Source organism: Bradyrhizobium ingae (genome assembly GCF_055791185.1).
On record NZ_JBVUBB010000010.1, the window covers coordinates 13,536 to 27,115 of the forward strand.

At 57.6% G+C, this 13,580-nt stretch carries 10 protein-coding genes; all 10 read left to right on the forward strand.

The window, feature by feature from the left end:
* The first annotated feature begins 221 nt into the window (after positions 1 to 221).
* The 10 genes from ACV1FX_RS16925 to nifA all read left to right on the forward strand — a co-directional run bounded on the left by ACV1FX_RS16925 (position 222) and on the right by nifA (position 13,563).
* On the forward strand, positions 222 to 815 hold the full coding sequence (locus ACV1FX_RS16925; protein WP_254103434.1) for a NodA family N-acyltransferase: 594 nt from the start codon (positions 222 to 224) through the stop codon (positions 813 to 815).
* The gene (gene nodB, locus ACV1FX_RS16930; protein WP_473118690.1) at positions 812 to 1,471 is read left to right on the forward strand and encodes a chitooligosaccharide deacetylase NodB; all 660 of its coding nucleotides are present in this window, start codon (positions 812 to 814) and stop codon (positions 1,469 to 1,471) included. The genes ACV1FX_RS16925 and nodB overlap by 4 nt, the downstream gene beginning before the upstream one ends.
* A gap of 15 nt (positions 1,472 to 1,486) precedes the next feature.
* The gene (gene nodC / locus ACV1FX_RS16935) at positions 1,487 to 2,827 is read left to right on the forward strand and encodes a chitooligosaccharide synthase NodC (RefSeq protein WP_473118691.1); all 1,341 of its coding nucleotides are present in this window, start codon (positions 1,487 to 1,489) and stop codon (positions 2,825 to 2,827) included.
* A 14-nt stretch (positions 2,828 to 2,841) separates the two neighbouring features.
* Positions 2,842 to 3,453: a nodulation methyltransferase NodS gene (gene nodS / locus ACV1FX_RS16940; protein WP_473118692.1), complete on the forward strand. Its 612-nt coding sequence runs from the start codon at positions 2,842 to 2,844 to the stop codon at positions 3,451 to 3,453.
* A 25-nt stretch (positions 3,454 to 3,478) separates the two neighbouring features.
* Positions 3,479 to 5,185, forward strand: coding sequence for a nodulation protein NodU (gene nodU / locus ACV1FX_RS16945; RefSeq protein WP_473118693.1), 1,707 nt, complete (start codon positions 3,479 to 3,481; stop codon positions 5,183 to 5,185).
* Between the two features lie 9 nt (positions 5,186 to 5,194).
* Positions 5,195 to 6,109, forward strand: a complete 915-nt coding sequence (gene nodI, locus ACV1FX_RS16950) for a nodulation factor ABC transporter ATP-binding protein NodI (protein ID WP_473118694.1) — start codon at positions 5,195 to 5,197, stop codon at positions 6,107 to 6,109.
* Positions 6,109 to 6,897 (forward strand): ABC transporter permease, encoded by a 789-nt coding sequence (locus ACV1FX_RS16955; protein ID WP_473118834.1) that lies wholly within the window; start codon positions 6,109 to 6,111, stop codon positions 6,895 to 6,897. Before nodI ends, ACV1FX_RS16955 begins: the two co-directional genes overlap by 1 nt.
* Positions 6,898 to 6,987: 90 nt before the next feature.
* Complete coding sequence (locus ACV1FX_RS16960; RefSeq protein ID WP_473118695.1) at positions 6,988 to 9,036, forward strand: carbamoyltransferase family protein; 2,049 nt, start codon at positions 6,988 to 6,990, stop codon at positions 9,034 to 9,036.
* A 98-nt stretch (positions 9,037 to 9,134) separates the two neighbouring features.
* On the forward strand, positions 9,135 to 10,127 hold the full coding sequence (locus ACV1FX_RS16965; protein WP_473118696.1) for a nodulation protein NodZ: 993 nt from the start codon (positions 9,135 to 9,137) through the stop codon (positions 10,125 to 10,127).
* Positions 10,128 to 11,751: 1,624 nt separating this feature from the next.
* On the forward strand, positions 11,752 to 13,563 hold the full coding sequence (gene nifA / locus ACV1FX_RS16970; protein WP_473118697.1) for a nif-specific transcriptional activator NifA: 1,812 nt from the start codon (positions 11,752 to 11,754) through the stop codon (positions 13,561 to 13,563).
* The last annotated feature ends 17 nt before the right edge of the window (positions 13,564 to 13,580 follow it).

Below are 13,580 nucleotides of genomic sequence, written 5' to 3' on the forward strand. Positions count from 1 at the left end.
CGGTCGCCACTCGCCTGGAGACAGCGGCGATAATGAGCCGCGGCACACACAAGAGGAGCACGCAAATTGGCCGGCTCCCCGCGCGATGCGATCTTAACGCCGTCCACAAGCCAACATTCCCCCCATTCGCTGACGACCCCATCGAAACGAGCACCGTCACACTGCCCGTCGCTCGCTTGATGCGTGCCTCAGGAACGTAGCAAGAAGCAGGAGAGTCTTTCATGCGCCCTCAACTCCAGTGGAGGACGTGCTGGGAAAATGACTTACAACTCGCCGACCACGTCCAAATCTCCGAGTTCTTTCGAAGCGCCTACGGGCCGACCGGGGCGTTCAACGCAAAACCGTTTGAAGGCAATCGAAGCTGGGCCGGCGCGAGACCGGAGCTTCGGGTAGTTGGCTACGATGATCGCGGCGTGGCGGCTCATATCGGCGCATTGCGCCGGTTCATCAAAGTCGGTGAAATCGATCTGTTGGTGGCCGAACTTGGATTGTACGCGGTACGTCCGGATCTCGAAGGACTCGGAATCAGTCATTCCATGCGCGTGATGTATCCCGTGTTGCAGGAGCTCGGTGTCCCCTTCGGCTTCGGTACGGTTCGACACGAACTCAAAGAGCATATCTTTAGGCTGCTCGGCCGCCCAGGAATGGCGACAATCGTTCCGGGCATTCGCGTGCGATCAACTCTTCCGGATATCTATGCCGACCTGCCCCCAACTCGGGTCGATGACGCGCTGCTTGTGGTGTTCCCTATAGCGCGGTCGATGAGCGAGTGGCCCACCGGTACAGTCATCGAGCGTAATGGGCCAGAGCTGTGAAACACACCAGTTGCTTCTTCGAAGCGGACAGCAAGCGCCTCACGGACACCGCTCGCCACAGCGTCCATCTGACGTTCGATGACGGGCCTAATCCATACTGCACGCCGGATATTCTCGATGTGCTGGCGGAGCACCGCGCGCCGGCGACGTTCTGCGTCATTGGCACGTACGCGACGAATGAGCCAAAGCTGATCCGTCGGATGATCGCGGAAGGGCACGAGGTCGCGAACCACACGATGACACATCCGGATCTGTCCAGATGCGACCCCGACGAAGTGCAATTTGAAATAATGACCGCGAGTAGCGCCATCAGGAGCGCATGCCCTCAGGCCTCGGTGCGACGCGTGCGCGCGCCGTATGGCATTTGGACCGAAGCCGTGCTGGCCAAGTCAGCGAAGGCCGGACTTAACGCTCTCCACTGGTCAGTAGACCCGCGCGACTGGTCCTGTCCCGGCGTGGATACGATCGTCGAAACAGTGTTAGCCTCTGTCCGCCCTGGTGCGATCGTTCTCCTGCATGATGGATGCCCGCCCGACGAGGTGGGACGGGGCATTCATGCCGGTCTGCGCCACCAGACGGTGAAGGCACTTTCCCAACTTATTCCAGCCTTGCACGATCGCGGTTTCGCGATCCGCCCGCTTCCGCAAACTCATTGAACAATTGGCCTCCCAATGAACCTGCTTGCCACAACTAGTACTATTGTCGTCTCGTCTTATGCGTTGCTCTCTGCGGTCTACAAGTCCGTGCAGGCGTTCCATGCCTCGCCGACACAAGTGTCGTTGGTGTCATCGGATGGGGGCGACCCTGAATCGATGCCCAGCGTGGATGTAATCGTGCCCTGCTTCAACGAGGACCCGCGCACGCTGTCGGCATGCCTAGAATCCATTGCGAGCCAAGACTACGTCGGGCAGCTACGCATCTATGTGGTCGATGACGGTTCTGGAAATCGGGAGGATGTGGCACCCGTCCATCATGCCTATGCGTACGATTCAAGGTTCAACTTTATTCTCCTGCGAAAGAACGTTGGAAAACGGAAGGCACAGATTGCCGCGATCCGCCGGTCATCCGGAGATCTGGTCCTCAACGTCGACTCGGACACCATACTCGCGACCGATGTGGTCAGGAAGCTTGCACTGAGGATGCAAGATAATGCGATCGGCGCTGCCATGGGGCAGCTGACGGCGAGCAACCGGAGCGCCACTTGGTTAACTCGGTTGATCGACATGGAGTACTGGTTGGCGTGCAACGAAGAGCGCGCAGCTCAAGCTCGTTTCGGCGCGGTCATGTGCTGCTGCGGTCCATGTGCGATGTACCGACGATCAGCTCTCGATCTGCTGCTGGATCAGTACGAGGCGCAATTCTTCCGAGGAAAGCCGAGCGATTTTGGTGAGGATCGCCATCTGACGATTCTTATGCTGAAAGCAGGATTTCGAACTGAGTACGTTCCGGACGCGTACGCCGCAACAGTCGTTCCAGATAGGGTAGGGCCGTATCTGCGCCAACAGCTTCGCTGGGCCCGCAGCACTTTCCGAGATACGCTGCTTGCGTTGCGCCTTTTGCCCGGTCTGGATCGATACCTGACATTGGACGTTATCGGGCAAAACGTCGGCCCGCTTCTTCTGGCGCTTTCGGTGGTAATGGGCATTGCGCAGCTCGCCCTGACGGCCACTGTGCCATGGTGGACAGTTCTGATAGTCGCATCAATGACCATGGTGAGATGCGGCGTAGCTGCCTTGCGTGCCCGTCAACTGCGATTCTTCGCTTTTGCTCTGCACACGCCCATCAATATCTTTCTGCTACTTCCGGTAAAGGCCTATGCGTTGTGTACGCTAAGCAATAGCGATTGGCTCTCACGCAAGCCAGCCAAGGCACCTGGGTTTGGCGGAAACCAGGCGCGTGATTCCCAACCAGACCCAATCCGGCCTACGGGATCCGCAGTTCCGATTCGCAGCTCGTGCCGTCCAACTAGCGGTGACACGACCGCACTTGCAGCGGCAAGCGATGCGGACTGAGAAGCGGATAGCTTATGAACCCGGATAACAGTTATCAATCGTTAGAACGAGAATTGACGGCCGATGATCCATGGCGGCTGGACGGCAATCCGTTCGAGCGAGAGCGTCATACGCAAATGCTCCGGCTGTCGCTTTCCAACGGCTTCATCACGAATGCGCTCGAGGTCGGGTGCGCGGCCGGCGCATTCACGGAGAAGCTGGCGCCCCATTGCGAACGACTTACAGTCGTTGACGTCGTGCCGCGAGCGATCGGTCGGGCGAGTCAGCGGACGAAGCGATGGTCGCACATCACCTGGATAGTCTCTGACATTCAGCGGTTCTCTCGAACGGAACGGTTCGACTTGATCGTGGTGGCGGAAGTGCTTTACTACCTCCGCGATATTGCCGAGATGCGTACGGCCATCGGCAATTTGGTGGGAATGCTTGCGCCGAATGGTCATCTGGTTTTCGGATCAGCTCGTGATGCCACCTGCCGCGGTTGGGGACATGTTGCCGGCGCCGAAACGATCATCGCAATGTTGAACGAAACATTGGTCGAGGTCGAACGGGTGCAATGTCAGGGCGAGTCGGCCAACGAAGACTGCTTGCTCGCTTGTTTTCGGAATTCGGTCTTCCCATCCATCTAAAAACCGACCTTAGCATCGAGGCACTATGCGCATCTGTGGCATCAAGCTGACGCACGACGGGTCCATCGCTCTTGTAGAGGATGGACGTCTGGTCTTTTGCATCGAGCATGAGAAACGCGAGAACAACCGACGGTACTCAGCCATCAAAAATCTCGACACAGTTGTTCTCACATTGGCGGAATATGGCCTTCATCCCCGCGATATTGACCAGTTCGTCATCGACGGTTGGGACGGGGAAATCGAAACACAATTCCAGGTCCTGAGTGGGTCGGAACGTCTGACGCTCAAAGGCGCACCGTATGTTGAACGTCCCGAGGGGCTCCTATCTTCACACGAGGGGGATGGGCTGGTGCTCGAGGGCGAAAGTGTCTCCTATAAGAGCTATGCGCACGTCACGGGCCATGTTGCCTCCGCTTACTGCACTAGCCCGTTTGCGAAAACGAGAGAACCGGCTTTCTGCCTCGTGTGGGATGGCTGCATCTTTCCACGACTTTATTATGTAGAGCCGGGCGGGGGCCGCTTCCTCGATTGCCTCTTCCCGATGATAGGCCACGCTTATGCTGTCGCGGGCCACCACTTCGGGCCCTATCGGCAGCCGAACCGGACCAACTGGGACCTTGGCGTTGCGGGCAAACTGATGGCCTATATCGGTCTGGGGGTGCCTGATGAAGACGTTGTGACGGTGTTTAGGGAGGTCTATGAGAAGCGCTTTGCGGCGGACACGGAGCCCGCTCGGCGTTATCGCGCGAACATAAATAATGCCGAAGCATCGCTTGCGGCTACGCACGAATTCTTCGAAGAAAGCGCACTTCGATTGGACGCCAAGCGACCCGAAGATGTACTCGCATCGTTTCATATTTTCCTTGAGCGTCTGCTCGTGCGGGAGATGGGCCTTGCTTTGCTTCGGCATTCGTCCTTTCCGGGGCCGCGCAATCTATGCATAGCCGGTGGTTGTGGTCTTAACATCAAATGGAACAGTGCGTTACGTGCGACCGGCCTGTTCGATGCGGTCTGGGTGCCGCCTTTCCCGAATGACAGCGGTTCAGCAATCGGAGCCGCTTGCTCGGCAATGGTGGCGGACAAAGGTTTCGTACCCCTCGAGTGGTCGGTCTATAGTGGTCCGGCCCTTGCAGGCGGCGATGCATCAACGGGATGGTACGCAGCGCCCTGCAGCATAAGCGAGCTTGCCGCACTCCTCGCATCCGATAAACCCGTGGTCTTCCTTAACGGCCGCGCCGAACTCGGCCCACGCGCCTTGGGTGGCAGAAGCATTCTTGCTGCCGCGACATCCCCGAAAATGAAGGACTATCTCAACGACATCAAATTCCGCGAACACTTCCGCCCGGTTGCGCCGATATGCCTGGAGGACCGAGCGCCGGACATTTTCGATCCTGGATCGCCGGACCCTTACATGCTCTTCGACCATCAGACGCGGCCAGAGTGGCGAGACAGAATCCCCGCTGTTGTGCACCTCGACGGATCCGCACGATTACAGACGATTGGCAGAACATCCCAGCATAAGGTTGCTGAACTGCTCATTGAATATGAAAAACTGACGGGCATTCCGCTGCTTTGCAACACCAGCGCCAATCACCATGGACGTGGCTTCTTCCCCGATGTCGCAGCTGCCTGCGAATGGGGTCGCATCGAACACATCTGGTGCGATGGCCTGCTCTGGACCAAAACGCTCGAAGTCAAGGTGCCGTTGTCCGAGATGGCTCTGACAAGCTGAGATGAACGCATGTCGAGCGTAGCGATCGAGTTTGCCGCTGTAAACAAATCATACCGCGGCAAAGCCGTTGTCAACGAGCTGGCATTCACCGTTGCAGCGGGAGAGTGCTTCGGACTGCTCGGACCAAATGGTGCGGGCAAGAGCACTATTGTGCGTATGATACTCGGCATGGTGCCGCCGGACTCTGGCCAGATTACGGTGCTCGGCAAGCAAGTACCGGCGCACGCTCGCTTGGCACGCGCAGGCGTGGGCGTGGTCCCGCAATTCGACAACCTCGAGAACGAGTTCACGGTCCGCGAGAACTTGCTGGTGTTCGGGCGCTATTTCGGCATGAACGCACGTGAAATCGATGCGGTCATTCCATCACTGCTCGAATTTTCCCGCCTCGAGAGCAAGGCGGATGCGCGCGTTGCCGAGTTGTCCGGCGGCATGAAGCGCCGACTGGTGCTGGCACGTGCGCTGATCAACGACCCGCATCTGCTCGTTATGGACGAACCAACGACCGGTCTTGATCCGCACGCGCGCCATCTGATCTGGGAGCGTCTGCGTGCGCTCCTTGCGCGCGGCAAGACGATCCTGCTGACAACCCATTTTATGGAAGAGGCCGAACGCTTGTGCGATAGGCTCTGCGTGCTTGAGGAAGGACGCAAGATCGCCGAAGGTGAGCCTCAGGCGCTCATCATCGAACAGATCGGTTGCGATGTCATGGAGATCTATGGTGGCAACCCGCAGGAATCCATTGAACTGATCAGGCCTTACGCGCAGCGCATCGAACTAAGCGGCGAGACGATCTTTTGCTATGCACCGGATCTGGAGCAGGTGCGGAAGCAGTTGAGAGGAGCTGTGGGTTTGCGCCTTCTGGAGCGTCCGCCGAATCTCGAGGATGTGTTCTTGCGGCTGACCGGACGCGAGATAGAGATATGATGAGAATGACTTATGGCGCGGCCATGCCCGCTAACGCGTTTAACTGGGTTGCGGTATGGCGACGCAACTATCTGGCATGGAGGAAGGTAGCGCTTGCGTCGCTTCTCGGCAATCTCGCCGATCCAATGACCAATCTACTCGGTCTTGGCTTTGGCCTCGGACTCATCGTCGGTCGTGTCAACGGGACTTCATATATCGATTTTCTAGTGGGCGGGATGGTCGCGACCAGCGCGATGACTTCGGCAAGCTTCGAGACGATTTACGCAACGTTCGCCCGCATGCACTCGCAACGGACCTGGGAGGCAATGCTCTGCACACAGCTTACTCTTGGCGACATCCTGCTCGGAGAGGTGGCATGGGCAGCCAGCAAGGCCGTTCTGGCTGGCACAGGCATCACAATCGTTGCCGCGGGACTGGGTTACGCGGCGTGGCCTTCCATGCTGTATGCGCTACCCGCAATCGCTCTTACTGGGTTCGTGTTCGCGAGCTTGGCGATGGTCATTGTATCCCTAGCGCCCAGCTACGACTATTTCGTATTCTACCAAACACTCGTCCTTACACCCATGGTGTTCCTCTGCGGCGCAGTGTTTCCGATCAATCAGTTGCCCGCGGCCTTCCAGTTCGTAGCAGGCCTGTTGCCGCTGGAGCATTCGATTGAGCTCATTCGCCCGGCGATGCTCGGGCGGCCAATCGGCAGCGTCGGTATACATATAGGTGCACTCTGCCTTTATGCGGTCGTGCCATTCTTGTTGTCGGTTGCGCTGCTTCTCCGACGCCTCATGCGCTGAGAGTGCCGCAGTGGACAACACGACGCCGCAGCGAGCAACCGTGAGTCGGGTTGTTCCAATAGAGCCCTCTTACAATAGATGGAGAGTAAGATGCTGTGTCTCGGAGTGAGCGGCGGATTAGACAAGGTTTTTGAATTCCGACCCGAGCTTCCAAGTACATTTCTTCACGACGGCGCTGCTGTGCTCGTGCGTGACGGTCGCGTGATAGCGGCCGTCGAAGAAGAACGCCTCAATCGCGTCAAGCATTCCAATAAATTTCCAAGCAACTCGATCCAATACTGTCTCGATGCTGCCGGTGTTCGACTGCGCGACGTCGATCGCATCGCGTTCTATGCGACCGAAGCGTATTGCAATGCAATGCTCGAACGCCTGTTTGTCTCGCAGACATCCGACGCCATTCCGATGGATGCCAGGCTGCTGCTTCGGACGATGCTGGCTCAGGAGTTCAACACCGAAGTTGATCCATCGCGCGTCTCATTCGTGAGTCACCACCAGGCGCACGCAGTAAGTGCATTTGCAATGTCCGGATTTGAGCAGAGTCTGGTCCTTGCAATCGATGGCGGAGGTGAGTTTCTCTCAGGTCTCGTGGCGATCGGGTCCGGAACCGAAGTCAATCAACTCGAGAGCTTCCCGGAGAGCAACTCTTTGGGGCTATTTTATCTCGAGACGATCCGGTATCTGGGTTATAGCTTGTTCGATGAATACAAGGTCATGGGCCTTGCTCCTTATGGCGATCCCGCGCCTTATCGCAAGCTGTTTGAGCGGTTCTACGAGCTCTCTGAGAACGGGGGCTACCGGCTCTACCTGGATCGCATCGGACCGGCGTTGGTCCACAATATTCAGGTCCGACGAAAAGGAATGCCATTCACCCAGCAACATCGAGATGTCAGCGCGTCACTGCAGGAAGCGCTCGAACGAATCGTGTTTCACATAGTTCGGCATTACCGCGAAGCCACGGGCATGAAGCGGCTGTGCTTGGCTGGCGGCGTGGCCCACAACTGCACCGTCAATGGTAAGCTGTTGTATTCGGGGCTTTTCGAGGAGATCTTCGTGCAACCTGCGGCGCATGACGCAGGCTGCGCCCTAGGCGCTGCGTTGATGGCATCTGATGAGGTTGGACGGCCAGCGCCGCGCGAGCGGCTGAAGGAAGTCTATTGGGGGCCAGATCTCGGGACCGACCGTGCCGTGGAGCAGGAATTGGCGGCATGGGCTGGACATCTTGACGTCGAACGCAGCGATGACGTGGCGGGCAGAGCGGCCGATTGGATGGCAAACGGCGCAGTAATCGGATGGGTGCAGGGTCGGTCGGAGTTCGGACCACGTGCGCTGGGTAACCGCAGTATTCTCGCCGATCCCCGACCTGCGGCGAACAAGGATCGCATAAACGCGATGGTCAAGAAGCGCGAGGGCTATCGACCGTTCGCGCCTTCCGTATTGGAGGAGGATGCGCGCGAATATTTCGATCTCCCGGCCGGAACGGACGAATTTCCCTTCATGAACTTCGTAGTTGGCGTACGTGATGCCAAGCGCGGTTTGCTGGGCGCCATTACGCATGTTGATGGTACTGCACGGCTACAAACAGTGTCGCGCAGCTCGAATCCAGCCTACTGGCGGCTTATCGATGAGTTCAAGAAACGGACGGGCATCCCGGTTGTGCTCAATACCTCCTTTAACAACAATGCCGAGCCGATCGTGGATTCGGTTGCAGATGCCGTTGCGACATTTCTGACGACGGAACTCGATGCTCTCGTAGTTGGGCCGTTCCTTGTCAAAAAGCGCGCTGCAACGCTCGAGGATTGGACCTCGCTCGCGGTTTCACTGCCGCCTTATTCATCGCTGTATCGCGTCCGCGCACACACAGCACGAGATCGACAGGAGACGGTATGCGAGATCCGCACGACCTTCTCCGGCGGCGGTGGTGTGCGCATTTCAGATAGCGTGTTCGATCTGCTGATGCGGATCAAGGGCGAAGCCGTCCTCCGCGACCTCTCCAATTCGATGACATTGGATCAGGCCGAGCGCGAAGTTCTCGTCAAAGAACTACGGAGCCTATGGGAGCAGCGGCGTGTTCGCCTGCATCCTCCCTCACGCGCGACTCGGGTGCAGAACGACTGCGATCGTATGGCAGAGCCAGCATGAACGTCGATCGATCAATAAGGCCGCGATGACCTCTGGAGATCTTACGCAGAGCTACCTACATTCTGATCCGTCCGGTATGTCGTGACGAGGACGGTAGAATGCTAGTTGATGGTGGTTCCGTGAAAGAAAGGTTCGTTGTTTCCCGGCGACGTACTGGTTTCGGTGATTGCCTGTGGTCGCTCGCGTCAGCTTGGCAATACGCCAAGCGGACAGGGCGCACGCTGGTTATCGACTGGCGCGGATCCTGTTATCTCGATGACCCCTTCACCAACGCCTTTGGGGTGTTCTTCGAGCCAATTCAGGACATCGCCGGTGTACCCGTGATTTGCGATGATCGGATCAATCAACTCTCTTTTCCGGGACCGTTTTTTCCAACTTGGTGGAATCGGCCATCCATCGACTGCGTTTATCGACCATACGAACAGATTTTCCGCGAACGCGATGAGCTGAGGCAGCTCTTCGAAGCGCGGGATGACACTCACGCGAATACTGTGGTGTGTGATGCTTGTTTGATGTGGGGTTGTGATCAAGATGCCGAGCGACAAATATTTCGGGCCGTCAAACTGCGGTCTGAAATTCAAGCTCGGATTGACGCGATCTATCAGGGGCACTTCAAGGGTCACAGCGTAATAGGCGTTCATGTTCGACACGGCAATGGCGAAGATATCATGGGGCACACGCCATACTGGGCCGATCCGCAGCGTGCGTTGCGGCAGGTATGCGCTGCCATCGAAAAGGCCAAGGCATCGCCCCACGAAAAGCCAGTGAAAGTGTTTTTATGTACGGACAGCCCGAAAGTTCTGGATCGGGGGTCGGCCATGTTTCCCGACCTCTTTACCATCTCAAAGCGCTTCCTGGCGGTTCAAGCAGGGCCATTGCATAGTGCGGAACTGGGAGCGGAGGGAGGGTTCTCTGCTCTCATCGAGATGTACCTCCTCGGTCGATGCGATACCGTGATTCGCTTTCCGCCGACCAGCGCCTTTACGCGCTATGCGCGCCTTGTCGCGCCGCGCATTATTGAGTTCGATTTGAATGATCCGAATCGTCTCATCTTGATCGATGAGTCGCCCGAGCATCACCCGATCTTATAAGCCGCATGCCCTTACCCTCTCGCCGATCGTGCCGCGACTTTGTGTTTGTTCTGTTGTTGCGCCGCCGGGTCTTGCCGAGGGTGGCGGGCCTTTGGTCGATTGGGGCGCCTTGAAGGTCGTCGCTCTAATTTAGCTCATTGCGCCGAAACGAGCTCACCGCTCGAAGCGAGCCGGTTCCGGACCACTGAGCCAACAAACCTGACGTACGGGGCTGGTAACGTTCGATTAGCGGGCGTAGCGGGCATTGTTGCGGGTGCGGCGGTGAGTGCCGTTGTTCTGAGATGTCTGCCCGCGCAACAGGCTGTCGTGCTCGTTGTCTTAGGGGCCCGCAGATAGTCGAGTGATCCCAATTCGATCGAGAGACGAAAGGCTGCCGAACCGCAACCTGGGTCGTGGGACGTGACGAAGCCGCGCGACTTCATTTCCCGCGAGTCGAAGGCGGTCAGACAAAAAAAGGTGCCAGCGGCTGATACGTCGGATCGTTCGGCTGACAAATGACAAACTGTTCGCTCAAGGATGCATTGAAGCATTTCCAACAAACTTGGCACTGTTGCCGTAGTTGCGCTTGGGTAAGAGAAGAGACGAATTTGACGGGAGCGCACGTCCGCCGGGGACAATTGGGGAGCTCGAAGACACGATACGGATCCGTCGCCCGTGTGGCTGTCAGAAAGCACACGCGCTTAGTGTCTTTGATCCGCTAAGCTGTTAGCGAGCGCGACATCGCGTCGCAATCGTATCGGCATTCTTCGTATTGCCCTGGCCCAAATCCTGCACCGATCCAAGCTCAAGTGAGTGCGGCAAGGGGAAGAAAGATGCGTATGGGCCGGCATGTCAGACAACCATGCGCTCCACTGTCGCATGTCGGAAGTCGACGTCAATATCCTCTTCATGTTGGTGTGAGCTGCATGCTGCAGGAAAGGCTGGAACCTGCTGGTGCCCAGTGGAAGTTGCGACTTCGGCTCGACCGCCAGAGGTCGAGTTTTGCGCTGGCACACCATCTCATGCGCGCGGCAAGCTGCCGATGATGATTTATATCCGCAAGGGGCGGTGGCTGAACGCGATCTCGAGGTCGAGCTGGCTACCGCCCGATCCGGCCGCGCCGCGTGATCAAACTCAAAAAGTTTGCGCGCAAGCGGTTGCTGGCATTGCGCAACAGCGCGGCCGGCCCACCCTAGGTGCCGGAGGGCGCGCTGCTGACATCATCGGCAACGCCAGTCGTCAACGGGCGCGTTCAACATCAGTCACGGCCGGCCGAGCCTGTTGGCGTCGCGGCGGCGTTCGTTCCTTTGACCCACTTGCGGCCTGCATGGCCACACTGGGTAGGCATATCACTCCAACATTCCGGGACGTCGTGGTGGGAGAGCGTAAAGCTCACCTTGCGTTCGAATGAAGCAAGCGAAACACGAGGGATCGCGATCCGCGGCGTAGGCCGTATGTGATCGTCTGCGAATACGTGAGAAATCATTGCTCGTTTTTGTTGGGTCTGCACCAATATTATTCCAACAGAGGATTTGTGCGCGATTTTGTGAAGGAGCGTGAATCGAATGAAGCCATCTTGTTTACCATCGTGCCATGAAAAGATGTTATCTCCTAGCGTCCGAATGGACACGAGATTGAGTGTGAGATGCAAGACGATGTTTCGAAGTGCGAACTAAGTGCAAGCAAGAAGGGCGACGTCGGCGTTGTCACAGTGCATATTGCTTCCGAGTGCGAATGGCCTGGCTCGGAAGGCGAGGCGAACCATCCCGTGGTCGTGCCCTTGAACGAAATCGCCCTCAGAGGAGTGTTCGAAATATCGAACATGCTTGCCAGCCCTTCGCGGCTCGAAGTCGCTCTGGCAAGCGTTATCGAACTGCTGCAATCCTCACTGCAGATGCGGCACGGTGTCGTGTCTCTCCTGGCAGACGACGACGTGGCGGAGATTGCGGTCGGCGCCGGTTGGACCGAAGGAAGCGATGAACGCTACCGCATGCGCCTGCCTCAAAAGGCGATTGAGGAGATTGTGGCGACGGGTATGCCGTTCGTGGCTGAAGACGTTGCAACGCATCCAGCGTTTAGCGCTGCTGATATGGATGTGCTCGGGGCCAGCGATCACATACGGTTATCCTTCATCGGAGTTCCCATCAGCGTCGATGGAAAAGTAGTCGGCACCCTATCGATCGAGCGTGTGCCAGACATCGACTCGATGTTCCCGCTCGATTCCGATGTCCGGTTACTCACCATGATTGCCAACCTGATCGGACAGGCGGTGAAGCTCCATCGCTTGGTAGTGCGCGACCGCAAGCGCCTCATGGCGGAGAGCTATCGGTGGCAGAAGGAGCTCCTCGAATTTAAGCAACCGGCGCGAGAGCGTAAGAAGGTTCATATCGATGGTATTATCGGTACCAGCCCGGCGCTACGCGGACTGCTCGACAAGATCGCGGTGGTGGCCAAGTCGAATGCCACAGTTCTGTTGCGAGGTGAATCAGGCACCGGCAAGGAGCTGGTCGCCAAAGCTATTCACGAGTTGTCTCCGCGGGCTAAGCGGCCGTTCATTAAGATGAACTGCGCGGCGCTGCCTGAGACAGTGCTGGAATCCGAATTGTTCGGTCATGAAAAGGGGGCGTTTACTGGTGCCCTTAACTCACGCAAAGGGCGCTTCGAGCTTGCCGACAAGGGTACGCTCTTTCTGGACGAGATCGGCGAGATCTCGGGCTCGTTTCAGGCAAAGCTGTTGCGGGTTCTTCAGGAACAAGAGTTCGAGCGGGTCGGTAGCGGCCACACTATGAAAGTTGATGTCCGCGTGATCGCTGCAACCAACAAGGACCTGGAAGGGGCGGTGGCAAAGAACGAGTTTCGCGCCGACCTTTATTATCGTATTAGCGTAGTTCCCTTGCTGCTGCCCCCGTTGCGCGAAAGACGTAGCGACATTCCGCTGCTTGCCACTGAGTTTCTCAAGAATTTCAACAGCGAAAACAGTCGTACGTTAACGTTCGATCCGAGTGCCATGGACGTGCTGATGAATTGTGGTTTTCCGGGTAATGTGCGTGAACTCGAAAACTGCGTGCAGCGGACCGCAACACTGGCGCCAGGGCCGTTCATCGTCAGGCGCGATTTTGCCTGCTGTCACGGTCAATGCCTCTCTGCCCTGTTGTGGAAGAGCGGACTGGATCAAACGAAGCCGCGGACCGCGGTGATCGGTGAGCTATCGGCGAAACCAGTTATATCGGCCCCTGACACAGCTGCGTCGATTGCCGTTCTAACTCCACCTGTCGAGGTCGCGCCGGCCGATGGTGCGATCGTGAGTGGTGCGAAGCTGACGGATCGCGAGCGCCTCATTGCTGCAATGGAAAAAGCTGGCTGGGTTCAAGCAAAGGCCGCGCGCCTTCTTGCACTAACGCCGCGCCAAATCGGCTACGCGCTCAGGAAATATGGCATCGAAATCAAGCGCCTGTGAACGGCTGCTGGATTTGG

Bases quoted from the DNA above. Each gene is read 5' to 3' on its own strand.
- ACV1FX_RS16955 (WP_473118834.1), top strand. From the start codon at position 6,109: ATGAGAATGACTTATGGCGCGGCCATGCCCGCTAACGCGTTTAACTGG.
- nodI (WP_473118694.1), top strand. From the start codon at position 5,195: ATGTCGAGCGTAGCGATCGAGTTTGCCGCTGTAAACAAATCATACCGC.
- nodS (WP_473118692.1), top strand. From the start codon at position 2,842: ATGAACCCGGATAACAGTTATCAATCGTTAGAACGAGAATTGACGGCC.
- nodU (WP_473118693.1), top strand. From the start codon at position 3,479: ATGCGCATCTGTGGCATCAAGCTGACGCACGACGGGTCCATCGCTCTT.
- ACV1FX_RS16960 (WP_473118695.1), top strand. From the start codon at position 6,988: ATGCTGTGTCTCGGAGTGAGCGGCGGATTAGACAAGGTTTTTGAATTC.
- ACV1FX_RS16925 (WP_254103434.1), top strand. From the start codon at position 222: ATGCGCCCTCAACTCCAGTGGAGGACGTGCTGGGAAAATGACTTACAA.
- nodC (WP_473118691.1), top strand. From the start codon at position 1,487: ATGAACCTGCTTGCCACAACTAGTACTATTGTCGTCTCGTCTTATGCG.
- nifA (WP_473118697.1), top strand. From the start codon at position 11,752: ATGCAAGACGATGTTTCGAAGTGCGAACTAAGTGCAAGCAAGAAGGGC.
- ACV1FX_RS16965 (WP_473118696.1), top strand. From the start codon at position 9,135: ATGCTAGTTGATGGTGGTTCCGTGAAAGAAAGGTTCGTTGTTTCCCGG.